The 23220-nt window shown below is 44.5% G+C and carries 17 protein-coding genes and 1 tRNA gene; 8 read left to right on the top strand and 10 right to left on the bottom strand.

What is annotated here, in order from left to right:
• Nucleotides 1-60 precede the first annotated feature (60 nt).
• Together dusB and AC1DCV_RS15225 are read left to right on the top strand one after the other, a co-directional pair.
• Nucleotides 61-1128, top strand: coding sequence for a tRNA dihydrouridine synthase DusB (dusB, locus tag AC1DCV_RS15220; RefSeq protein WP_477023926.1), 1068 nt, complete (start codon nucleotides 61-63; stop codon nucleotides 1126-1128).
• 42 nt (nucleotides 1129-1170) lie between these two features.
• On the top strand, nucleotides 1171-1740 hold the full coding sequence (locus tag AC1DCV_RS15225; protein ID WP_133807162.1) for an NUMOD4 domain-containing protein: 570 nt from the start codon (nucleotides 1171-1173) through the stop codon (nucleotides 1738-1740).
• Between the two features lie 87 nt (nucleotides 1741-1827).
• Here AC1DCV_RS15225 and AC1DCV_RS15230 read toward each other — a convergent pair whose 3' ends face one another.
• The gene (locus AC1DCV_RS15230; protein ID WP_477023927.1) at nucleotides 1828-5118 is read right to left on the bottom strand and encodes an AAA domain-containing protein; all 3291 of its coding nucleotides are present in this window, start codon (nucleotides 5116-5118) and stop codon (nucleotides 1828-1830) included.
• A 186-nt stretch (nucleotides 5119-5304) separates the two neighbouring features.
• Between AC1DCV_RS15230 and proC the strand changes: the two genes are divergently transcribed.
• A complete protein-coding gene (proC, locus tag AC1DCV_RS15235) occupies nucleotides 5305-6102 on the top strand; it encodes a pyrroline-5-carboxylate reductase (RefSeq protein ID WP_477023928.1) in 798 nt (265 codons plus the stop codon).
• Here the strand turns inward: proC and AC1DCV_RS15240 are convergent.
• The 6 genes from AC1DCV_RS15240 to AC1DCV_RS15265 form a co-directional block, all read right to left on the bottom strand.
• Nucleotides 6099-6593: a SixA phosphatase family protein gene (locus AC1DCV_RS15240; RefSeq protein WP_441578280.1), complete on the bottom strand. Its 495-nt coding sequence runs from the start codon at nucleotides 6591-6593 to the stop codon at nucleotides 6099-6101. The genes proC and AC1DCV_RS15240 overlap by 4 nt on opposite strands.
• A 261-nt stretch (nucleotides 6594-6854) precedes the next feature.
• Nucleotides 6855-8582 (bottom strand): amidophosphoribosyltransferase, encoded by a 1728-nt coding sequence (locus AC1DCV_RS15245; protein WP_477023929.1) that lies wholly within the window; start codon nucleotides 8580-8582, stop codon nucleotides 6855-6857.
• A 390-nt stretch (nucleotides 8583-8972) separates the two neighbouring features.
• Complete coding sequence (locus tag AC1DCV_RS15250) at nucleotides 8973-10355, bottom strand: peptidylprolyl isomerase (protein ID WP_477023930.1); 1383 nt, start codon at nucleotides 10353-10355, stop codon at nucleotides 8973-8975.
• Nucleotides 10356-10587: 232 nt separating this feature from the next.
• Nucleotides 10588-14439 (bottom strand): translation initiation factor IF-2, encoded by a 3852-nt coding sequence (gene infB / locus AC1DCV_RS15255; RefSeq protein WP_477023931.1) that lies wholly within the window; start codon nucleotides 14437-14439, stop codon nucleotides 10588-10590.
• Nucleotides 14426-15673, bottom strand: a complete 1248-nt coding sequence (nusA, locus tag AC1DCV_RS15260; protein WP_133807155.1) for a transcription termination factor NusA — start codon at nucleotides 15671-15673, stop codon at nucleotides 14426-14428. Before nusA ends, infB begins: the two co-directional genes overlap by 14 nt.
• Nucleotides 15674-15689: 16 nt before the next feature.
• Nucleotides 15690-16154 carry a ribosome maturation factor RimP gene (locus tag AC1DCV_RS15265; RefSeq protein WP_441578276.1) on the bottom strand — a complete coding sequence of 155 codons (465 nt, stop codon included), beginning with the start codon at nucleotides 16152-16154 and terminating at the stop codon, nucleotides 15690-15692.
• A gap of 166 nt (nucleotides 16155-16320) precedes the next feature.
• Between AC1DCV_RS15265 and AC1DCV_RS15270 the strand changes: the two genes are divergently transcribed.
• From AC1DCV_RS15270 to AC1DCV_RS15280, 3 genes are all read left to right on the top strand, one after another.
• Nucleotides 16321-16617 (top strand): DUF2752 domain-containing protein, encoded by a 297-nt coding sequence (locus AC1DCV_RS15270; protein WP_477023932.1) that lies wholly within the window; start codon nucleotides 16321-16323, stop codon nucleotides 16615-16617.
• A gap of 10 nt (nucleotides 16618-16627) precedes the next feature.
• Nucleotides 16628-16978 (top strand): TM2 domain-containing protein, encoded by a 351-nt coding sequence (locus AC1DCV_RS15275; RefSeq protein ID WP_477023933.1) that lies wholly within the window; start codon nucleotides 16628-16630, stop codon nucleotides 16976-16978.
• Nucleotides 16979-17060: 82 nt separating this feature from the next.
• Nucleotides 17061-17309 (top strand): hypothetical protein, encoded by a 249-nt coding sequence (locus AC1DCV_RS15280; protein WP_441578273.1) that lies wholly within the window; start codon nucleotides 17061-17063, stop codon nucleotides 17307-17309.
• A 35-nt stretch (nucleotides 17310-17344) separates the two neighbouring features.
• Here AC1DCV_RS15280 and AC1DCV_RS15285 read toward each other — a convergent pair whose 3' ends face one another.
• Entirely contained in the window at nucleotides 17345-17974 is a 630-nt protein-coding gene (locus AC1DCV_RS15285; protein WP_477023934.1) for an HAD family hydrolase, read from the bottom strand.
• 134 nt (nucleotides 17975-18108) lie between these two features.
• On the opposite strand from AC1DCV_RS15285, the gene AC1DCV_RS15290 reads away from it, so the two are divergent.
• A tRNA-Ile gene (locus tag AC1DCV_RS15290) sits at nucleotides 18109-18182 on the top strand.
• Nucleotides 18183-18362: 180 nt separating this feature from the next.
• Here AC1DCV_RS15290 and AC1DCV_RS15295 read toward each other — a convergent pair.
• Nucleotides 18363-19199 (bottom strand): hypothetical protein, encoded by an 837-nt coding sequence (locus tag AC1DCV_RS15295; protein WP_477023935.1) that lies wholly within the window; start codon nucleotides 19197-19199, stop codon nucleotides 18363-18365.
• A gap of 1372 nt (nucleotides 19200-20571) precedes the next feature.
• The gene (locus tag AC1DCV_RS15300) at nucleotides 20572-21315 is read right to left on the bottom strand and encodes a hypothetical protein (RefSeq protein WP_477023936.1); all 744 of its coding nucleotides are present in this window, start codon (nucleotides 21313-21315) and stop codon (nucleotides 20572-20574) included.
• Nucleotides 21316-21790: 475 nt separating this feature from the next.
• Between AC1DCV_RS15300 and AC1DCV_RS15305 the strand changes: the two genes are divergently transcribed.
• Nucleotides 21791-22996, top strand: coding sequence for a hypothetical protein (locus AC1DCV_RS15305; protein WP_477023937.1), 1206 nt, complete (start codon nucleotides 21791-21793; stop codon nucleotides 22994-22996).
• Nucleotides 22997-23220: the final 224 nt, after the last annotated feature.

A 23220-nucleotide genomic window follows, 5' to 3' on the forward strand; every position in this document is an offset into this window, starting at 1 on the left:
AATAGTATATAAAACATTAAAATAATAACTACGGCAAAACCTGCTGTGGTTATATAAATTATGGTGAAGATAGGAAATATTGAATTGGGAGAATTCCCTTTATTACTGGCGCCCATGGAAGATGTGAGCGATCCGCCTTTTCGTGCGGTGTGCAAGGATAATGGGGCCGATCTCATGTATACTGAGTTCATATCTTCGGAAGGACTGATACGTGATGCTATCAAAAGCCGTAAAAAGCTGGACATTTTCGACTACGAACGTCCGGTAGGCATACAGATTTTCGGAGGTGATGAGGAATCCTTGTCATTGGCCGCGCAGATCGTAGAAACCACCAACCCTGATTTACTCGACATCAACTTCGGTTGCCCGGTAAAGAAAGTAGCTTGTAAAGGCGCTGGCGCAGGTATCTTGAAAGATATACCTAAAATGGTAAAACTGACGGCAGCCGTAGTAAAGGCAACAAGACTGCCAGTCACCATTAAAACCCGCCTGGGCTGGGACGATGATACCAAAAATATTGAAGAAGTAGCGGAAAGGCTGCAGGATGTGGGGATCAAAGCCCTTACCATTCATGGCCGTACCCGCACACAAATGTATAAAGGTAGTGCCGACTGGACACTGATCGGAAAAGTAAAAAACAATCCACGCATACAAATTCCTATCTTTGGTAACGGTGACATATGTACGCCGGAGCAGGTAATTGCTGCAAGACAGAAATATGGTGTAGATGGGGTAATGATAGGCCGGGCTGCGATTGGTTATCCATGGATTTTCAGGGAGATCAAGCATTTTATGAAGACTGGCGAACATTTGCCACTACCAACTGTTTTAGAAAGAGTGGAAGTTTGTAAAAAGCACCTTCACCAATCAGTTTCCTGGAAGGGAGAAGTAGTAGGCATACTGGAAATGCGCCGCCACTACACAAATTACCTCAAAGGGTTGCCACATATAAAGGAATTCAGACAACAATTAGTAACTTACAATACATTAGCTGAAATAGAGGAAGTACTAGACGCGGTGGTGTTACAATACAAGGACCATATATTCGAAAGGGCTGCTCCCCAATTAGCTGCACACGATTTTCTGCCGGCTGATACTGAAATGGCCGGTTGTAACGTTTACGGATAAACGGATAAACCCCAGAGTATAAAAAAATAAAAATACTTTCACATGACCACAATTAAAAATCTGAAAAATGAAGTCTGGAAAGACTTACAGATTAAAAACAAATCTGCCCTGCGTAAAAAATACGCTGTATCAAACATGGGGAGAGTGATCAGTTATCATGAAAGTACCGAAGATGGTAAGCTGCTCACGGGGTCTACCGTGGAAGGCTATACGGTATTAAACGTAAAGCCCGCAGATAGCTATCAGTCACTCTACCTACACCGGGAGGTGGCCAAACTTTTTAGTAAAAAAGGAGGACGGGCGCATAAATATGTGATTCACCTGGACTACGATAAAAAAAATAATAAAGCAACCAACCTCCAATGGGCAACCAAGGAGGAAATGGAAGAGCATCAGCAAAAAAGCCCTGCGAAGCTGGCCTATAAAGAAAAGCAACGTAACCGTGTAAAAGGTCTGAAGCTGAATGTGACCAAAGTAAAAAGCATTAAACGCCTGCTGAATAAGCCTGGTAAGAAAACTATGAAGCAGATTGCTGAGCAGTTTGATATCAGCGAAATGCAGCTTTACCGCATCAAAAGCGGTGAAAACTGGGGGCATGTAACATTGGATTAAAGCCTGGATTTCCAGGAGTGATCATATATGATGTTGTCTAAACTGTGGCCATACTACCAGTATGGCCATAGTTATTGGTGGCTGGTACTACAGCACCCCTCTCACCATCTCCCCCAACATCTTCCGGTAATGTGCACTGTCCTGAAGTACCGGCTCATATCCCAGGATAATTACCTGTTTTCGTGCACGCGATAACGTTACTAACAACTTACGGTCTACTTCTATCTCTTCTTCTTCCCAGTTAAACTGTCCCAGGCACTGTAATGTCTGCACCTGCGCCGCATGATATACCGCCAGGGAAACGATGATAATGTCGTTTTCAGAGCCCTGGAAGCGTTCTACGGTATCTATATTGATGTCCTGCAGGGCAGTATCTTCTGCTATCAGCTCGCGGATAAGACTGATTTGTGTACGCCATGGCGTCACCACGCCCACCGTGTCTTTACTGAAGCCGGTGCCATAACGACTTTTCAGATGTTGTAACAAGGATACTACCCATTGCGCCTCCGTTCTGTTCATTTTGGAAGTCGCCTCATAGGGGCTGGCAATAAATATCTTTCTTCCTAAAGATAAAATCCGCTCCCACCCTATGTTTTCATGATCCTTATACAAATCAAAGCCTGCCTGTTGTTCCGGCTTTCCGGAAGACAACTGTCCCGCATAGTAATGATTGACCAATGCAGCGATACTGTCGTGCATCCGGAAATGTGTATTCAGCATGCCCCAGGCATGGCGCCAGTGGCTGGTTTTACAGCGTAGTATTAACCTTTCGAAAATCGAAGTCCGCAGATCACGGATGCCCAGCTCCACTAAACAGTGGGCTTTTACCCGGCAAAAATATTCTTCCTGTGCTACCACCGGCGGCAGCTGATTCTGATCTCCTATCAGGATAAATTTGCGGAAAGGCATCAACAAGCCCAGCAGCTGGGGTTCTGTTAACTGAGATGCTTCGTCCACAATTAAAGTATCGGTAGGAATCCCCATCATTATTAATTGTTCCAGACGTGTGGCCATCGTGGCTACCGTGGCCACAAATACCCGGTGACTGGTAATATAGTTACGGGCCTCGTCCAGCGAGCCATCCAGGCAATATTGTTTCAACGTTAGCGAAGCCTCTGAGCTGCGACCACCCATACGGAGATGGGTAATATTTTTAGCCGTCAGCTTATGACAGATTTCCTCTACTGCTTTATTGGTAAAGGCAACAATAATTACGTAGGTATCCTGCTTAACCATTTCTCCTACGATGGTGGTTAACAGGGAAGATGTTTTACCAGTGCCCGGAGGTCCCTGTAAAAGGTAGTAGTCCTGTGCTTCCAGGGCTTGCTTTACAATCTGTTCCTGGTTGGGGTTAAACATAGCTGGTGTGGTACGTTGCAGCGGGTACCAGCGTGGAGTGGTAAGTCCCAGCAGCATATTGGTGCGCTCCCGGTAGCGTGGCGAAATCACATGAAACAGCGAAGCCGCTGCAGTCCAGTAATTAGACTCGTATATGTCGTGTTCAATAATCCATTCATCAAACTGCCGGAAAAAATCCAGGGTCATCTGCCGGTTATTCAGAGAAAAACTCAGCTGCTCTTTTCCCACTTCCTCTATCCTGCCTTTCAGCAGCTGTTGTTGCATGGGCTGCAGTTCTGTGCTGGTACGCGGGTAAATAATTGCGGTATCTCCCCGGCGGAAGTTATGACTAACGGGTACGACTATATCAAATAATACAGAACTGTTTATCGTATCAAATTCCCGGAAACGTAGTCCTGGTATAATATTGAAGCGGGAAAGCTTGTCTTTTTCCTGTTGCAGCCAGAGTGCGGCAAATCCATCGGCATCATCTTCCCGGTTAATTTCTGAAAACATACCGCACTTTGCCTGCAGGTATTCACGCAGCATAAACGCCAAAAACTCGTGGTAGTAAGCTTTTGCCACTGGTGGGGCTGTTTGCCAGGCCTGTTCAAAGGAGGTAAAATGTGCCGCGCTGAAAGATGGTAGTCCAAGCGCCGCTGCCGTGGTAATGGTAGACAACACTTCAAACTCACAACCTGCCAGCCGGAGGAGCATGCCCACTACTTCATTGCGGAGCAGTAATAAATCATTTTCTGTGAGATGGGTACTGCTCACATTCCTCAATGGGCTGGTTGCTGCGGCGGAGTACAGGATGGCCGAACTACCTTTGCGGTGCCGGCCAAAGGTAGAACGGAGCAACAGGTTATATCCTACTACCTGCATTTCATGGTTCTTCCAGGTATTGAAGTCCGGGCACTTTCCACTTTTCAACTCGAATATTTCTTTACGGTATTCATCGGTATCATCTTCTGCCATCAGGTCCAAACGTCCTTGCAGCCCGTATTGGGCGGAGAAGAAGGTGGGCTCTATACGTACCGGTTTGTCCTGTAGCTCTTTCACTGTATTGTGGAGGTTTCCCCAGTGATGCTGCCGGATATCGCGGAACATTTCGTTTATTTTTTCCCTGCCGTAGGCTGCCGCCTGTAGCACGTTTTCAGCTACCGCCTCTACAAAGGAGCTTTTGAAATCTATTTCCCTGTTGCGCAACATCTCATCGAGCAGTGCATTCACCAGGTTTCCCTTGAATGCTGCCGGGCTGGATTGCTGCGGCGTCAGTTTTTTAACGAGATATAATAAGCGGTTAGGACCTTTATGGGTAAAGCATTCCGCCAGGTCACTGATATCGATGAGCAGGTCGGGTTCCAACACCACCTGGCTTTCGCTGGTGGTGGCGTATTCATGCCCTTCTGCACCCTGTCGGCAATGAAGCACGTTAATGGTGTCGTAAGGACGTAACAGGCCGTGTAACGATACTACTGTAACCGATTCCATGTGTTCCAGCCGTAGCTGGAAATCGCCTTGTTCATCATTTTTTACATCCAGCAGCAGGATATATTTTCCCTGAGCCCCTGTAGTGAGTGGGCCTACGGCAGTTACCATGCATTTCAGGAGGGCTAAGCTACCGGGGCGGTGCTGATACGCCAGCGATAATTTGTGTGCACCTGAAGGAGCGTAGATCTCTGTTAATGCTGTAGGTGGTTCTACCTGGTAGCACCATGCCACCGATTCGGTAAGGGCTTTAATACAAAGTAAGTGTTCTGTTTCCTGCAGGGGGAACATACCACGTGTAGCCTTGTTCGTTAGTATGCGCAGGGCAGTTAGTTGTTGAAGAATATCAGGAGGAACTGTCTGCCGGTCAAAGAAGAATTGCATGCGTGCAAACAGGTTCCCGAAGGAGCGGGTTTCTTTCCTGGTAAGTTCTCTGAAAAGGATTTCCAGTATCTGTTTATAGTGTCGTGTTTTTTCTTCTGTATTCTCAACACCGTGAGCTTCTTTAATCCTGGCGTAAAACGCAGTTGCTGTGTGTAATGCCTGCATAGCTGCAAGGTAAGCAGAAAGCGAAAAGCAGAAAGCAAAAAGCTTTTGTAGTGGATGAGAAGTGCGATTAAATACGCAGGTTGGGCGGGGAATGTCCGCTGCAATAGCTTTTCGCTTTCTGCTTCTTGCATGGATGCAGCATTTGTTATACCTTCCGTAGGATTTAAAGTGTAAACATAATTTGTTATGTCAGCCAAAAAAATAGCCATTATAGGTGGAGGAAATCTGGGCTCGGCCATTGCCCAGGGATTGCTGAAGAGCGGTTTTTCAAAGGCCGGTGATATCACTGTTACCAAGCGTAATACCAGCACCCTTTCTGCGCTGCGAGATGCGGGCGTAAGGATAGAAACGGATAACGCTGTTGCCATCCGCGAGTCAGAAGTGATTGTGGTGGCATTAAAGCCGTACAATGTGCGGGAAGTATTGCAGGAGTTCCAATCATCTTTTGATCCGAAGCGGCATATACTGATCAGCGTGGTTACCGGTGTGAGTATCGATGACCTGGAACATGTAGTGCCAGGAATGCCGGTAGTACGTGCTATGCCCAATACCGCTATTGCCATACAGGAATCTATTACCTGTATTTCGCATAAACATGCTACCGAAGAACAGATCCGGTATATAAAAACCATGTTTGATCAATTGGGCGCTACTGTTACCATCGATGAAAAGCTGATGGATGCTGCCACCGTACTGGGGGCTTGTGGTATTGCCTTTGCTTTGCGTTATATCCGGGCCAATATACAAGGCGGTATTGAAATAGGCTTTGATGTACGCACCGCCAGTCTTATTGCGGCACAAACGGTAAAGGGGGCAGCAGAACTGCTGATCCGGGAAAACCGTCATCCGGAAGAAGAAATAGATAAGGTAACTACGCCCAAAGGCTGTACTATTGCTGGTTTAAATGAAATGGAGCATCAGGGGTTCAGTTCTTCGCTGATAAAAGGGATTACAGCATCTTATAACAAAATAGTAAAAGATTAGTCTTTCCGGGGGTATTCAAAGAAGAGGAACTTTTTCTTTGCCAGGTCAAAATCTTTCCAGTTGTCCGTATCTGCCTGTATCCCAAAGACGCCGGCGGTAGGCACGTTGTCTATTCTGATTTCTTCCGTCAGGTAATTGGCGAAATCGGTAATACCGGGATTATGTGCAAATATGGCCACTGCGCCGAAGTCATCATCTATTTTGGTAATGACTTTCAGAAAGGTGGCTGCATAGCAGAGGTAGAGTTCTTCTTCCAGCAGGATGGCCTGTTTGGGATACTTCCACTCGCTGGCCATCATTTTAGCAGTAGTTCTGGCTCTTTTGGCCGGGCTCGAAATGATTAATTCCGGCACCATACCCCGTGTAATGAGGTGTTGGGCCATTTCCGGGGCATTTTGTTTTCCCCGTTTATTGAGGGGCCGGTCAAAATCATCCATGTCTGGATCTGTCCAGCTGGATTTAGCATGACGTATAAGTAGTAATGTTTTCATGGGCTGAAAACCGATAGTTAACGAAAACGAAAATACAGATTTTACAGGAAGTTAACTTGTTAGACTTATACTGTTCGCGGGAAAGGGGTTATTTAAGATAAAATTAACATGGAAACATTTAGCCATCTGATGTAGGCTGATGGCTTAAAGGATAAAGCAAAAAGCGATTGAAGCGAATGATTAAAGCTGGTATTCACCTTTAGCTTTGATCATTCGCTTCAATCGCTTTATGCTTTATCCTTTAAGCTTTATGCTATTAAATTAATATCCTCTTTCGTTTTTGCCTTCCATGAAGTTCATAAATGCTTTATTTACGACACGGTTGCCGCCCGGAGTAGGGTAATTACCAGTAAAGTACCAGTCACCCAGGTTATTCGGACAAGCCTGATGTAAGCTTTCGATAGATTGATAGATCACTTCTATTTCGGCACGGATACCGCCGGGGTTGAGGATTTCAGCAATTTTTGCGGAGATCTGTTCCGGGGTAAATGGTTTGTATATATTCTTCACTACGTTTTGTGCGTGAAGGGTATTGGTGCGTTGCAGTTCCTTACAAAGACCATAAGCTTCGTTCAGGATATGTTCCTTGCCGTGGTCTTTCAGGAGAGCAATGGCGGCCTGGAAGGCTACGAAATCGCCCATCTTGCTCATATCAATACCATAGCAGTCCGGATAGCGGATCTGAGGGGCGGAAGATACGATGATGATCTTTTTAGGTCCTAAACGATCCAGCATTTTAACGATACTTTCTTTTAAAGTAGTACCGCGAACGATGGAATCATCTATTACCACAAGGGAGTCAATTCCGGGTCTTACTTTACCGTAGGTGATATCGTACACGTGTTGTACCATTTCATTACGGCTGGAATCTTCGGTAATGAACGTACGCATTTTTACATCTTTGGTAGCGATCTTATCGATGCGGATACGGCGGTTCACCATTTCAGTGAGCTTTTCCTCATCAAAGTCGTTACCCCAGGAAAGAATCCGTTCTACCTTTATTTTGTTGAGATAATCTTCCAGTCCTTTTAACAGGCCATAGAAGGCTACTTCAGCGGTGTTTGGAATAAAGGAGAAAATGGTATTGCGGAGATCATTATCGATGGCCTTTAAAACCGTACCGGATAACAGACGGCCCAGGTCAGTACGTTCMTTGTATATTTTTTCATCGTTACCACGAGAGAAGTAAATCCTTTCAAAGCTGCAGGCTTTACGTTCTTTAGGTTCGAGAATTTGTTCGATGCTGTAGTCGCCGTTGTTTTTAACGATGAGGGCATTACCTGGCATCAGTTCCAGTACTTCATTTTCCCCTACGTTAAAGGTGGTGCGGATAGCGGCTCTTTCGGAGGCAGCCACAATCACATCTTCATTAATGTAGTAGTAGGAAGGACGGATACCATGTGCATCACGGATTACGAAAGCATCTCCGGAACCAATCAGACCGCAGGTATGATAACCTCCGTCAAACATAGAGAATGCCTGCTGCAGGATTTTTTTGATATCAAGGTCATTGCTGCCTTCATTATCTTCTTTAGCGAGGAAATGGTGTACCACTTCCAGCATAGCGGCGAGATCGCTGTTTTTGTGTACTTCACCTGGTTCTGCTTTGGAGAACTCAAACAGTTCATCCGTATTGATCAGGTTGAAGTTACCTGCCATAGCGAGGTTACGGGCAGGAATGGTATTGTAGCGTACAAAAGGATGGCAGAGTTCCACGTTGTTTTTACCCTGTGTAGCATAACGGATATGTCCCATCATGAGTTCACCGAGAAAGCGTACATGGCCTTTCATCAGCCCTGGATATTTGGTAATTTCCGGCTGATATTTTTCTATCTCCTGTATTTCGTCACGTACTTTTGCGAAGATATCACCGATCGCTTGTGGAGCTGCACTACGGATGCGGTGCATAAAGGGAACGCCGGGTTCGGTGTTCAGTTTTACGGTAGCCAAACCAGCGCCATCCTGGCCTCTGTTGTGTTGTTTTTCCATGAGCAGGTACAGTTTGTTTAGCCCATAGAAAACGCTCCCATATTTTTGTTGGTAGTAGGAAAACGGTTTTCTTAATCTTATAAATGCCAGACCGCATTCATGTTTGATCGCATCACTCATGGCAGAAAATTGAAGTCGCAAAGGTACGGCAAAAAAGGAGAAAACCAGAAAGGGGATGGTAAAGGTATCAGGCTTTGCTGATAAGCTATTAGCAGTTAGCTATTAGCTTTTAGTGTTTTATGTTGTGGGGTGTATAGTTAAAAGTGAAGAATGGCGTGGAGGCGAGGGTGTATCCCGGTTAATTTTTGCCATAAAAAAAGCGGAGATAAAAGCTTTTCGCTCCTATCTCCGCTTTATTCACTGCTGATAGCTAAAAGCTAACCGCTGATGTTATTGTTTGGCCAGGGATGCCATCCACTGGCTGATGTGATTGCAGTTTTTGTATTCCTCATCTACGTGTACATAGAAGGTTGGTATCTTTTCGATAAGCCATTTGTTGATAGCTTCCGCACGTTTGATATCCAGGGTACGTTGCTGTATGCGGGAGTAGTCATCCGTAAGATTTTCTCTATGTGGTTGAGAGCGTGTTTTCAGGTAAACGATACGTACCGCCTGGCGGCCGCTTTCGTCTGTGAACTGCACAGGTGCAGAAATTTTACCTGGTTTCAGGGTGTCGAGCATCAGTACGATGTCTCTTTCGCCTGGATCGTCCAGTTGATCAATGGTGATCAGGGTGCTACCATCGCCTGTTTTAGACTGGAGCATACCACCATCAAATTTGGCGCTTGGCGCGTCGCTGTATTTAGCAACCGCTTCGGCAAAGTTAATTCTGCCTGCCAGGATGCTGGAGCGTATAGAATCCAGTTTGGCGATATTAGCTGCCAGGTCGGATTTGGTAACAGCTGCTCTCAGGATGATGTGTTGCACGGTGATGTTATCGCCGGAACGTTTCAGCATCTGGATCAGGTGGTATCCGAACTGGGATTTAACCGGAGAAGACAGTTCGCCTTCTTTCAAACGGAAGGAAGCGGCCATGAACTCAGGATCCCAGTTTTTATCACCGCGGTTGAGTACCATGATACCCTTGTTATCCTTTACGCTTGGATCTTCGGAGTACAGGATAGCCAGTGAGGTGAAGTCTGATTCCTTGTTTATTACACGTTTTTTGAAATCGAGGAGGCGCTCAATGGCGTATTGGTCCATTTCGCGGGTAGCCTTCGGTGTTAACACGATGGTACCTATTTCCAGTTCTGATTCGTAAAATTTGAGACTATCTTTAGGGATGGCATCGTAGAAGCGTTTTACTTCTGACGGTGTTACTTTTACCGGTTCAATGATTTTGTTACGCATTGCCTGTGCCAGCAATCCTTCCTTGATGGGTGAACGGAAGCGTTCGCGGAGCTGGTAGATGGAGTAGCCGGTAATTTCCTTCATCTTTTCTTTGGAGCCGTACATCTGTTCGAAATAGCGGATACGGTTTTCCATTTGTGCTTCCACATCTCCATCACTTACGGGTAAGCTGTCTCTTTCCGCTTGAAGCACCATCACCTTCTGGGAAATCAGCATTTCCAGGGTTTTGCAGGCAGCATCAGGCATCAGATTTCCATCTGGTGAGTTGTGCATCTGATCGGCCAGCGCCCCATCCATATCGGATTTGAGGATAATCTTATCCCCTACTACGCCGATAATCTTGTCTGCAATCAGTTTCTGCTGAGCCGAAGAGGTTTGCCATAGCAGCAAAGCGCCTGCGGATAATGCTAAAAGTTTCTTCATACAAAAGCGGTAAAAATCAAAAATAACCATTTAAAGGTCAGTAGCATAGGGAAAGTCGATGGATTTAACAAAAGTTTAGATAAGCAGGGAGAATTCAGCTGTTAGCCTTTAGCTATTAGCTTTCAGGAAAAATGCAACGGAGAAAAAAACGGCTACAGGTTTTACGCTGATAATCGCTCTTTTCTCCGTTGCATTTTTCCTGAAAGCTAATAGCTAAAGGCTGATAGCTGTTTTATAATGTTCTCTTTACTTCTACTTCTTCAAATCCTTCGATGTTATCGTTAGGTCTGAGGTCGCTGAATCCACGAATACTCAAACCACACTCCATGTTGGCGGCCACTTCCTTCACGTCATCTTTATAACGTTTCAGGGAGCCGAGTTCGCCGGTGTGAACCACGATACCATCGCGCACCACGTTGATACGGGTGTTTCTTGTCAGCTTGCCATCGGTAACGAAGCAACCTGCCACGGTAACTTTCTCGAATTTGTAAGTTTCGCGCACCTGAACGTTGCACACCACTTTCTTTTCGATTTTTGGTTCCAACATACCTTCCATGGCGCTCTTGATTTCATCGATCGCGTCATAGATGATGGAGTAGTTACGGATCTCGATATTTTCTTTTTCCGCCAGCTTAGCAGCCTGGGAAGAAGGACGTACCTGGAATCCGAGGATGATGGCGTCAGAAGCGGTAGCCAGCAATACATCGGATTCTGTGATCTGACCTACTGCCTTGTGTACGATGCTGATAACGATTTCTTCGGTAGACAGTTTCTGCAGGGAATCGCTCAATGCTTCTACGGAACCATCAAAGTCGGCTTTGATGATCAGGTTCAGCTGTTTGAAGTTACCCAGTGCCAGACGGCGACCGATTTCATCCAGTGTGATGTGTTTCTTGGTACGGATACCTTGTTCACGAACGATTTGAGCTCTGCGGTTAGCCACTTCTTTTGCTTCAGACTCGTCTGCGAACATTTTGAATTTCTCACCGGCCTGTGGTGCACCGTTTAAGCCGAGCACCTGTACCGGCATAGATGGACCTGCTTCTTCCATTTTCTGACCACGTTCGTTGAACATGGCTTTGATTTTACCGAAGAAGGAGCCGGATACAATGGTATCGCCCTGACGGAGAGTACCGTTTTGTACCAGCAGGGAGGCTACGTAACCGCGGCCTTTGTCCAGTGTTGCTTCCACGATACTACCGGATGCTTCGCGGTCTGGATTTGCTTTCAATTCCAGCAGTTCTGCTTCCAGCAATATTTTTTCGAGGAGGATATCTATATTCAATCCGTTTTTAGCGGATATTTCCTGACTTTGGTATTTACCGCCCCAGTCTTCTACCAGGAGGTTCATGCCGGCCAGTTGTTCTTTAATTTTTTCAGGGTTGGAGCCTTCTTTATCCACTTTATTGATAGCGAATACCATTGGCAGACCAGCAGCCTGGGAGTGGGATATTGCTTCCCTTGTTTGTGGCATGATGGCATCATCGGCAGCTACCACGATAACAGCGATATCTGCTGCTTTGGCACCACGGGCACGCATCGCTGTAAACGCTTCGTGACCAGGTGTATCGAGGAAGGTGATTTTTTTACCACTTGCGGTAGTAACCTGGTAGGCACCGATATGCTGGGTGATACCACCGGCTTCACCGGCTACCACGTTTGCACTACGGATATAATCGAGCAGGGAGGTTTTACCATGATCGACGTGACCCATGATGGTCACAATCGGAGCACGTGGTTCCAGGTCTGCAGGATCATCTACTTCGTCTTCATCATCGGATTCTTCTGCATCTTCCAGACCGATGAATTCCACTTCGTAACCAAATTCGCCGGCCACCAGTTCTATTACTTCCGCATCGAGGCGTTGGTTGATAGATACCATGATACCGAGGCCCATACATTTAGAGATAACTTCTGCGAAGCTTACATCCATCAGGTTAGCCAGTTCGGATACAGAAACGAATTCTGTTACCTGGAGTTTGTTGTCTCCATCTCCTTCCTTCGCTTTCTGGTGGGCTCTTTCTTCACGTTTTTCTCTACGGTGTTTAGCTTTCACGTTTTTACCGCGACCGCCACCGAGTTTGGCCATTGTTTCCTTGATCTTATTCTGGATCTCGTTCTTATCGATTTCTTTTTCTTCGGTAGTGCGTTTGTCTTCGCCACGGTTACCCTGACCTGGTCTGTTGTAACCGCCGCCGCCCTGGCCTGGCCTGTTATAGCCACCGCCTTGACCGCCTGGTCTGTTACCACCACCGGTTCCGCCACCTGGACGATTGTATCCGCCACCTTGTCCGGCTGGTCTGTTACCACCACCGCTTGCACCGCCTTGTCCGGCTGGCCTGTTATAGCCTCCGCCCTGACCCTGACCTGCAGGCCTGTTGTAACCACCGCCACCGGTTCCGGTGTTGGCGCCGCCGCCTGGACGGTTATTATTGTTGCGATTATCGCCTTGTGGGCGATTTCCGCCACCACCCTGGTGTCCCTGACCCTGATGACCGCCACCGCGGTTATCATTATGGTGAGGGCGATTTCCGCCACCACCTTGTCCGCCGTGTTGATGAGGGCGATGTTCGCCCGGAGTGCCACCTTCTTTGCGGTCGCCTTCCTTGAAATCTTTAGGCTGAACAGGTTCGGGTTTCTTTTCCACGATGATACGCTTGCGTTTGCGTTTTTCGTCCCTGCTAAAGTTGTTCTTATTATTATCGCGTCTGTCAGATTGAACTGGCAGCTCAATTTTGCCGATTACTTTAGGGCCGGTTAATTTTTCGGCCTGAATATTTTCAATGACAGCAGCACCAGCTGGTTCGTCCTGTGCCTGAGGGGCAGCGGGAGGAGGTGTTGGTGGTGTGTTATCGACAGCAGCAGTGGGTTTGCGATGTTCTGTCTTTACGACTTGCTTAACAGGAATGTGCGCCGGTTCTTTGACTGCAGCCGGTTTTGCCTCTTGTAATACTTCTTCCACTTTTTTAACTACAGGTTTATCTTCAACCGGTGCGGCTTTTTCCGTTTTTTCTGTCGTATCGGTCTTTTCTGTTTTCGCTACTTTCTCTGCCGGAGGGGTAGTTTCGGCTTTAGGGGCTTGTTCTACTTTTACGGCTTTATCAGCTTTCTCAACTGGTTTTTCAGTTGGAGCTGTAGTTGCTTCCTGTACAGGAGGGGCAGGAACTGGTTTAGGTTCCGGTTGTTTTTCAGCAACGGGAGGAGCAGGTATAACTGGTGCCGGGGTAGGTTTTTCTTCCTTCACCGGAGGTTTTACAGCTTCAGGTTGCGGAGCCGGAGTTTCTTCCTGTTCTGCTTTTTTAGCAACTGGTTTTTTATTGCGGTTTAATGCGTCCAGATCGATGGTAGTAATGACTTTAGGGCCGTTAATTTTCGGCGCTTCTGTTTTTACTGTTTCTGGTTCAGCCGGAGGAGGCGTTGCCGGTGCTTTAGGAACTTCCGCAACAGGGGGAGCTGTAACAACGGGTGGTTCAGGCTTCGGTTCTGCTTTTTCCTTTGCGGGAGGTGGTGTTGTTGCCGGGGCAACAGTTGCCTGTGGTTGTGGTTCCGGTTTAGGGGTTTCCTTTACTGGTTCCGGTTGAGGCTCACGTTTTTCTTCCTTAGGCGCTTCTGCTACTGGAGCGGGAGTTGCCTCATTTTCTTTATTGGTATTCTTTTTAGCCGCCGCTTCCGCTTCCTCCTTCTCTTTCTTCTTCATCGTTTCTAACACGCTTCCTTTGGGCAGGGCTATCTGGTCGCTTTTGCGCTTGTTAGCCTTGTCCTGCTGGAACTCCGACTGCAGTGCTGTGTACATAACAGCCGTAAGGCGGGCATTGGGAGAACCAAAGCCACCCATGTCAAAGCCTTTATTGCCAAGGAAATCGATGAGGGTTTCCTTACCAATATTAAACTCCTTGGCTGCAGCCAGCAAGCGTGGTGTGTTGTTTGTTGTTTCAGGCATATCGTATTTCGGGCCTCCCCTGTTTCCCGTTTCTTCAAAACGGGATGTTTTTTTACGTTTAAACAATAACTCGAAAAAATCAATTCCCTTTCTAATAAGGCCTTTACCTGGGAAGGGTTGTGGCTCGGCTTTATTCTTTGTCAAACTCTTCCTGTAATATTCTTCTTACATCCTGCACTGTCTCTTCTTCCAGATCTGAACGGCGAACCAGTTCTTCAACAGTCAGTTCTAATACGCTGCGGGCAGTGTCACAACCTATTCGCTTCAGTTCATCTATTATCCATTCTTCGATTTCATCCGAGAATTCTTCCAGATCGATATCAAACTCAGACTGTTCTTGTGCTTCATCACGGAATACATCAATCTCAAAACCAGTCAGTTCGCAAGCCAGCTTAATGTTTACGCCTTTTTTACCGATGGCCAGTGATACCTGGTCAGGGTTGAGGTAAACGGAAGCATATTTGTTTTCGTTATCCACTTCCATGCGGCTGATTCTGGCGGGTGTTAAGGAACGCTGAATCAACAGTTGAATGTTGGTGGTAAAGTTAATGATATCTATATTTTCATTTCTCAGTTCGCGCACGATACCATGTATGCGGCTACCTTTCATACCAACGCAGGCACCTACCGGATCGATACGATCGTCGTAGGATTCTACTGCCACTTTGGCTCTTTCACCAGGTTCACGAACTATTTTCTTGATCACAATCAGGCCGTCAAAGATCTCAGGCACCTCAATTTCCAGCAATTTAGCAAGGAAGGATGGATGTGTACGGGAGAGAATGATGAGTGGTGCGTTGTTTTTCATTTCCACTTTCTTCACCACCGCTCTTACGTTCTCCCCTTTTTTGAAATAATCTGTGGGGATTTGCTCAGATTTAGGCAAAATTAACTCATTCCCTTCATCATCAAGCAATAAAACTTCTTTTTTCCAAACCTGGTATACTTCACCATTTACAATTTCACCTGCTTTGTCGGCGTATTTCTTGACCAGAATATTCTTTTTCAGGTCGCCGATACGGGCAGATAAAGTTTGTTTAGCCGCCAGGATAGCCCTGCGACCGAAATCCATGATCTCTACCTCTTCATATAAATCTTCACCTACCTGATAATCCGGTTCTACCTTGATAGCTTGGGAATATGCGATCTGTGCGTTTTCATCTTCTACTTCTCCATCGGTTACGATGGTACGACGGCGTAATATTTCAAGGTCACCTTTTTCGGTATTTACAATCACGTCAAAATTCTCATCTGAGCCATACTTTTTCCGCAGCAGTGTTTTGAACACATCCTCCAGGACCTTCATCAATGTAGGACGGTCGATATTTTCCGCCTCCTTGAACTCGGTAAATGACTCAATCAAGTTAATACTAGCCATGTTTAGTTGTTATATTTTAAAACACGATGCACACCTTTGTGTGCTTTATTTCATTAAGTTTTAAATCGGTTGATTTCTTCTCTTTCTTCTTGCCTATCAACTCTTCAATGTTAATCTCTTCTTCGGTTGCTGATTGCAGGGTACCTTCCTTTACTGAGCCATCCAGCAGGGTTACTTCCACTTTGCGTCCAATATTTTTAAGGTATTGTCTGTGCAGTTTGAGCGGTTCATCCAGTCCGGGGGACGAGACTTCAAGGGAGAAATCATTGTTAGGGAACAGTTCAGCTGCTTCCAGCAAAGGATATAACTGACGGTTAAACGACACCAGTGTAGCCACCGGCACCCCTTTATCTCCGTCCAGAAAGAGCTTGATATTGTTAGTGGGCTTAATTCTGATGTCTACCAAAAAATTGTCGGGATCGTTAGCCAGCAGTCCTTCTGCCATTTCCCGGATAGTTTTTATCACGTGTTCGTTTGCCATACAAAAAGCGCGAAGGGGACAATATCTCGTCCCCTTCGTTTGAATCATTTTTCCTCATACAAAATTAGGATTTTATTTTGATTGAAAAACTATTTCTTTAACTTGTATATAAATATTTAGATGAGAGGCTCTGCCATCATTCATATGTATTTTTAAAATATTTGATGTGAGCACTGCTTTCTGGCAAAAAATAAATATAGAACTGATTGCCTGGCCCCTGGGGCTGGTTCTGCTATATTTAATGACACCCGATGAAAATGCCGCTAGCTTATGTTTACTAAAAAACCTGGGCATCCCCTTTTGTCCCGGTTGCGGCTTAGGCCACGGTATCCATTATTTTTTACATGGCCAATGGTCTGCTGCGATCCACCATCACTGGCTGTCGCCCCTGGTAGTAGTGGTATTGCTATACCGCACCATACAACTGGCCCGCCTCCAATACGTTGACCTTAAACAACAATAAACCCAATACTATGACCGCTTTTTCATTCGTAACGCTTCCTGGAATTGAAACCGAGGAGTTGATATGGTTACAGGAACTCACTAAAGGCTATTCTGAAGAAAATAAACAACGTTTTCTGACTGTATACCAAAGCAGACGTAAGGATCCGCAGACTGTTCTTATCTGCAGCCTGATTGGATTGCTCGGTCCTGCAGGAGTTCAACGCTTTCTGTTGAACCAGATTGCCATGGGAGTTATATACTTCATTACACTGGGCTTTTGCTTTGTGGGAACCATCATAGACTCCATTAACTACCGCAAAATGGCCTGGGAATTTAACAAGAAAGAGGCATTAACCTGCGTTGCTTTGCTTGGATTTTAATCCTACCGGAAAGTTAAAAAAACCTTAAAATGAGGTGATTTTCAAGGCGCCGGATACTATATTCCGCTAACTTCGCACCATTATGTTGAAATTTCTCTTTTCCATATTTATTGCCTGGCTGCTGTACAAGTTGGTATTTGACCTGCTCATACCGGGCTATAAAATGACCAAGCAAGTACGTAGGCAGATGAGCGATATGCAGGATCATATGCGGCAGCAATATGAAAGCCAACAAGGTGCGCAGCCGGGAAATCCCAAGCAGCCCTCCTCTCCTCCTGAACCCAAGAAAGTGGATAAAGGAGATTATCTTGATTTCGAAGAAATTAAATAACAAAAAAGGCTGGTTTACTAAACCAGCCTTTTTCTTTATACCGCACTTGCCGGGCGGAAAATATCCAGTATCGTTTTAGGAGCTTCCAGGTGAATGGTTTGTAACCCTACTGCTTTAGCCCCTTCTATATTAGGTAAAAGATCATCTATAAACACTGTTTCCGCCGCTTTCAGCCCATTTTCATCCAATACCATCTGGTAAGATGCTTTATCCGGCTTCCGCTGCCCCATCAGATGAGAATAGTACGCCCGGTCGAAGAAACTACTCAGAGAAGGGATTCCCCGGGTTTCCTGCAGCATCCTGTTGAACTCCTCCAGGTGAATAGCATTGGTATTACTGAGTAAATAAAGATTATAATGTTGCCGCAACTGCTGCAATAACTGCAGGCGCTGTAACGGGAAGTCGAGTAACATGGCATTCCACGCAGCCTTTAACTGCTCATCTGTTACGGTTTCCGGTACATGCTGATGCATTTCTGCGAGAAACTCCTGCGTTGACACATGCCCTGTTTCCAGGTCGTTAAACAAACTGGAGCCATGAAACTGCGAATACAGCTCCTTAAAGTTCTTCACCCCCAGTTGGGTAAAAGCGTCGCTGGTAAGCTGGTAGTTAATATTGAGAATTACGCCACCCAGATCGAAAATGATGTTTTTGATGCCTTGCATATGGTGAAAGATTGAAGGCAAATTTATTAAAGTATAGGCGTAAGCGTTGGGGTAGAAAAAATATTTTAGGTTAATTCAATAAAATAATTAATTTTGCCGTCCCTTGAAAAGGGGAATTTTTGTTCTTCGGAACGGGTCCTATAGCTCAGTTGGTTAGAGCACCTGACTCATAATCAGGGGGTCCCTGGATCATGCCCAGGTGGGACCACACTACAGGAAAGGCTTTCAGCGGATTGACGCGGAAAGCCTTTTTTCATTTGATACATGTTTTGATACATACTGTGGATCAAGTTGAAAACCTGGGGGAACCGCAAAAAATATTAAGCATATAATTTAGTTAATCAGTAGAGAAAAAAACGCTACATCCCATACACCTTTGAGTGCATTCTTAATTGCAGCTATACCTGATTTGTATGAACTGGTAGGTTCCCAGTTCCAGAAAATCAGCCAGGGAACCACCAGGATCCAGTACTTTGGCATTTTTTAAATTAGAAGAAGTGCCAAAAGCCAATGGCAAGCCCCGCTTATTGTAACTATCTGCTTTAATAGGGTTATTCAGGCTGTACATCCTGTCCAGAAATTGCCAAACAGGATGTGTTCTGTGCATATTAATTTTGTTGTCGTAATCACTTATAATAAGGCTATCCCTTAGCCCAGGGGTAGACCCAGGCAGAAATAAAACTTTTACCAAATTACCTTTCGTATCATAGGTATAGTACCTTGTAAGTTTGCCATATCCCCATCCAATAGAGTCTTCTGTTTTACTTATTCTCCCAAGGTTGTCGTATTCAAATGTAGCATATCCACGAATAAAAAGATTTGGTACAATTGGCGATGGTCTTGGAACATCGCCCAGTAATCCGAACTGAAAGATGCTGTCGAACACAATTTTATTTTCATGATAGTAATACCTATGCCAGGTCTCAAACTCAGTGCTGTTGGGAAACAATGTAATATAGTCCGTAAGCCGGTGAAATTTATCATATCTGAATTGGTAGTTAGGGAAGCCTGTAGAAGGTGCGGCCCTTATTACACTTACGGGGTTTCCTATTGCATCATAGTTAAATGTTATGCTGTCTGGTCTGGCATCAAAACTCCCTTTAATATTTAAAATGTCACAATATGACAAAGGGAAATTATTGCCTGGCTCCTTTTTACAGCTGATGGTAATAAGCATTGTAATGCCAACGAAAGAACACAAATGAATAAAGTAGTTCGTTTTCATAAAACTGAATTTAGGTTTGAGGTTATAATAACATTGATTGGAATAAGCTAAAGGAAAACCCACGTGGATATAGGCAATTACGTACAGAAGAAGCAATAAAAGAATGATCTTCATCAACATTTTGTAATTCTTTTCTTTTTCAGCGATAGCCTCGCTATCTATCGGCCTTTACGGACCTTGTGCATGGCATTTTCATTTTACATATTTAGAAAATGCCTTACTGAGTATCCATATTAATTTATGATAAATTGGATATTGAACATATAGATTGCCTTTTGATAGATATTCTTTTATCAGTATTAATATTTTGATTGTCAATTGTATTTAAAGGTGAAAACCTTCTCTATCCTCTCTCCCCATTTATTTTTCCCATGATTTATTCCAAACCGACTAACTTTAACGTTAGTACGAAATATTCGTTACATAGGTTCGGATGCCTTTTCAGAAAATAAAATACTTATCCCTTGAACCCCTACTGCTGTCATTAAATTAAAAGCACAAATTATATTAGAGTTTAACAACGATGCCATCGGCGACGTTATTAAGAGATCAGCTGCCGTTAACATTTGCCTTATGCTTCTGTTCTGTCGCTTTGATATTTTATTTTCATGTCTGATTTTACTGATATCCCTAATATGCTATAGGGCAAATCAAATTATCAAACTTTGCAAAAAGAATCCGAGAAGGCGATGATTAGGCAGGTAGTAGTGAGTGTCCCATCTGTAGTAAAAGATTAAACAAAGAGAAAGAATATACTTAGCAAGGGAAGGATTTAAGGTTTAGTAGTTTGGTGAAGGTGGTTAGTGCGTTTGGAATGACGATGGAGGAGTTTTTTGGAGAAGGATATTAAACTTTGTTTTCAATAACGGAAGATAGATTTTTACAATCAGATCAGCCCTAATTGAGCTTGGGCGATCAAGTTGAAAACCTGGGAGATAGTGTAAATTTTAAGCAAACAGTTTAGTTAATCTACAAAGGAAGAAGCCTGCCAGCTGCCCAAAAACCTGCATCACGGATATTTTAGAAGGAATTTTATCTTCGTTATCTCTAAATACGCTTTTAAGATATAGTGCATTAAGATCACCCTTTATTATAGTCAACATTACCTTTTCATTATGTAGACGCTGTCGATGCTATGCTTAGCACCCGCTATGTACCTATAGAAGCAGCGCAGGAGAGGTGGACTTGATGCGGGGATGAGGTCCGGATGTATAACCCCGATGAAATTGCATCAGAAGATAGATGGCGGTCAGAAGTGGCCATAGCAGGGTTGCTTCAGTGTCAGGCTGTAGCTGAGGAAAGAGATAGACTATTGAAAGGAAGCAGGTATAAAGGGATTATTCATCAAAATATCTCCGGAGGCAAAATAGCTTTATTCCAGTTGAATGATAGCTGGATATGCGTGTGTATAGATAAGTTTGGGAAGCAATTTCGTCCGCTTTGCGTAGGTACGTTTATGAGCATATTTGGGTATCTGTGGCGCTGCTACTGCAATAATATCGGCGGCCATATGTTGTCTGTTGGCGGATGGGCCATCTTTGTATAGGGCTCTTACCTGGAAAACTATTACCAGTGAGCCCTCCCCGGGTACCTCCAGCGAAACATTTGTTTCCTGGAAAGTGGTATCTGGCTCTATCATTAATGTAACCGTTTCGCTACCCGCCACCTGACGTGATATGAAATCAATACGCGTAGCGATCACTTTTACTTCCAGGGCAGCAATACCTTTATACCCGGCGATAGTTTGTGCGGGAATATTTAATATCCCGTTAGGGAGAAGTCGGGGAGCCACCGTAAAGAAACGATCTACTCCGGTATGCTGATTGAAGCGGAAGCCAGTAAGGGCCTCATGATGATCGCCGGCAGCAATGAGTAGTTTGTTGAGCCGATTGATGTGGCCGCCGTCACAATGGATATCCAGGTGAGCGTAGAAAGTATGACGGATAAAAGCGCCTTTCCTGCTGGCGATGCCGAAGCGCCGGGATGCGCGGCGGGTAGCCGTGGTTTGCCGTACGCTTTCAGGCATGGAGCGCAGGAAGTATTCGCCATTGCGCTTATACCCTATGAGGTTCCCGAGTTTTCCCGTAAAGGAAATGACAGACATTTGTTTTGCCATGGGAGATTATTTTGATTACTATAAATATAACATAATCCGGGGAACCTATTTTCTGGACAAATTGAAGATTATCTAGAACCAGTGTAATGAGTATTGCATAATATTCAGCGATAGTTCAGTGGGGATTTGAGAATGACAAATGCCAGTGTATGAGCATTTAGAGGATATTGAAAAAAGATATCCCCCAACTTTTCAACTTGATCCACCATTTTTGCCATGTCATACTACAGTAGAATTATCTGAATTCAATTTCTTAAATTGTTATTAGATGAAGCAGGTGGAAGGAGGATAGAGCCATTAGCATTTCAGCGATATCTGTTATATATTAGTGGCATCAAAGATGGTGTACATTTCTTAAGAATAAATGCTAAAAAAGAATTGTATTGTGCCAGGAAATTCTGATCTGATAGCTATTGTTTAAAATCAAGATCGTGTTAACCTAATCATCAAATTATATTTTCAAATTTATCTCTCTATGAAATTTTCAAAATTATTATTGCTGTTCCTTTTATCAGGTTCATTGAACGTTTTTGCACAAAATGCTTTACCTGCCGCCAATGGGAATGTGGGCATTGGAACGGCCACTCCCACCAGCAGATTGCAGGTAGTGGACAATGGCAGGAATTATTATGTAGACAGGGGGATTCCCGGACAATCAGATGATAATATAACCGAAAATTACATCCTGCTACATGTTATGTATACGGGTACTATTTTGCCTGCCGATTATCATGTAATGGGACGTTTTAGTGCTGTGAGAGGCAGTCAGGTTGGATCAAACCGGAAATGGATCGTTGATGTGAACACAGCTTCTGCGTACAATAAGAATACCGGTAACCTGGTGTCTTTTAGTGATCGTGCTGCGTTGGTGACACTAACGTACAATTCGATTCAATATCTGGCGGTTTCCATTCCTCAAGCGTCAACCCTTTTCAATTTCTCCTTTACAGGATATGCTATGAATGATGCTTTAAAACTAGTGAAGGGTAATGAGGTCACTGATGTAAACATCTTCAATGCCACAGAGGAAGTGGGAATCCAGGGGGCTGTTGTGATAAAAAATGCCGCAACTTCTAATCGCCTGGTCCTCGCGGGCAGTGACACTACTTACTCTAATATAATGGCGATTACTCATGGAGGAATGAACAACTCTCAATTGTATATCGGAAACACTGCATCCAACTATCCTGTAATTACGCAGCGTAATTCCAATATCATCGAAAGCTACAGGGATCTGCATATCGGAGCGGCTAATATCGGCAGCAAAATTATTTTCGAAAATGGAAGAACCGGTACCACAATAGGATCTTCTATGGTAATTGCAGGTAACAAAAATGTAGGCATCGGCGTGGATAATCCGACCTACAAACTCACGGTGAACGGTGCCATCGGCGCAAGAAGCGTAAAAGTAACCCAGGAAGCATGGGCCGATTATGTATTTCATCCGGATTATAACCTCCCGAAGCTTCCTGCTGTGGAACAGTTTATAAAAGAGAACAAACATCTTCCCGGTATCCCCTCTGAAAAAGAGGTGATCGAAAAAGGAATAGACCTGGGAGAAATAAACAAATTATATCTGCAAAAGATAGAAGAACTAACGCTGTACGTTATTGATCTGCAAAAGCAGGTAGATGTGTTGAAGTGCAATACAAAAACACAGAAAAGTAACCGAAAACGATAGTCTCTCCGGAAGGCTTTCAGGGTACAAACACTGAAAGCCTTTTCTTTTTTTGAATCAAAGGGAAATAGGCGAGGTATTAAAACCTAAGCTGAGAGAATAGAATGAATTACATAATAATATTTATAACATATTGAAAATTATCAATTGCATAAATGAAATTATTTCCCCAACCAGCGTTTAATACCACCCTCCTCTCCTTTCGTTTTCTTTAAATTATTTCCCTA

The organism is Chitinophaga sp. 10T418 (genome assembly GCF_056394125.1).

Excerpts from the sequence above, each read along its gene's own strand:
- dusB (WP_477023926.1), top strand. The coding sequence starts at position 61 with ATGGTGAAGATAGGAAATATTGAATTGGGAGAATTCCCTTTATTACTG.
- AC1DCV_RS15225 (WP_133807162.1), top strand. The coding sequence starts at position 1,171 with ATGACCACAATTAAAAATCTGAAAAATGAAGTCTGGAAAGACTTACAG.
- AC1DCV_RS15230 (WP_477023927.1), bottom strand. The coding sequence starts at position 5,118 with ATGCAGGCATTACACACAGCAACTGCGTTTTACGCCAGGATTAAAGAA.
- proC (WP_477023928.1), top strand. The coding sequence starts at position 5,305 with ATGTCAGCCAAAAAAATAGCCATTATAGGTGGAGGAAATCTGGGCTCG.
- AC1DCV_RS15240 (WP_441578280.1), bottom strand. The coding sequence starts at position 6,593 with ATGAAAACATTACTACTTATACGTCATGCTAAATCCAGCTGGACAGAT.
- AC1DCV_RS15250 (WP_477023930.1), bottom strand. The coding sequence starts at position 10,355 with ATGAAGAAACTTTTAGCATTATCCGCAGGCGCTTTGCTGCTATGGCAA.
- nusA (WP_133807155.1), bottom strand. The coding sequence starts at position 15,673 with ATGGCTAGTATTAACTTGATTGAGTCATTTACCGAGTTCAAGGAGGCG.
- AC1DCV_RS15265 (WP_441578276.1), bottom strand. The coding sequence starts at position 16,154 with ATGGCAAACGAACACGTGATAAAAACTATCCGGGAAATGGCAGAAGGA.
- AC1DCV_RS15275 (WP_477023933.1), top strand. The coding sequence starts at position 16,628 with ATGACCGCTTTTTCATTCGTAACGCTTCCTGGAATTGAAACCGAGGAG.
- AC1DCV_RS15280 (WP_441578273.1), top strand. The coding sequence starts at position 17,061 with ATGTTGAAATTTCTCTTTTCCATATTTATTGCCTGGCTGCTGTACAAG.
- AC1DCV_RS15285 (WP_477023934.1), bottom strand. The coding sequence starts at position 17,974 with ATGCAAGGCATCAAAAACATCATTTTCGATCTGGGTGGCGTAATTCTC.
- AC1DCV_RS15295 (WP_477023935.1), bottom strand. The coding sequence starts at position 19,199 with ATGAAAACGAACTACTTTATTCATTTGTGTTCTTTCGTTGGCATTACA.
- AC1DCV_RS15300 (WP_477023936.1), bottom strand. The coding sequence starts at position 21,315 with ATGGCAAAACAAATGTCTGTCATTTCCTTTACGGGAAAACTCGGGAAC.
- AC1DCV_RS15305 (WP_477023937.1), top strand. The coding sequence starts at position 21,791 with ATGAAATTTTCAAAATTATTATTGCTGTTCCTTTTATCAGGTTCATTG.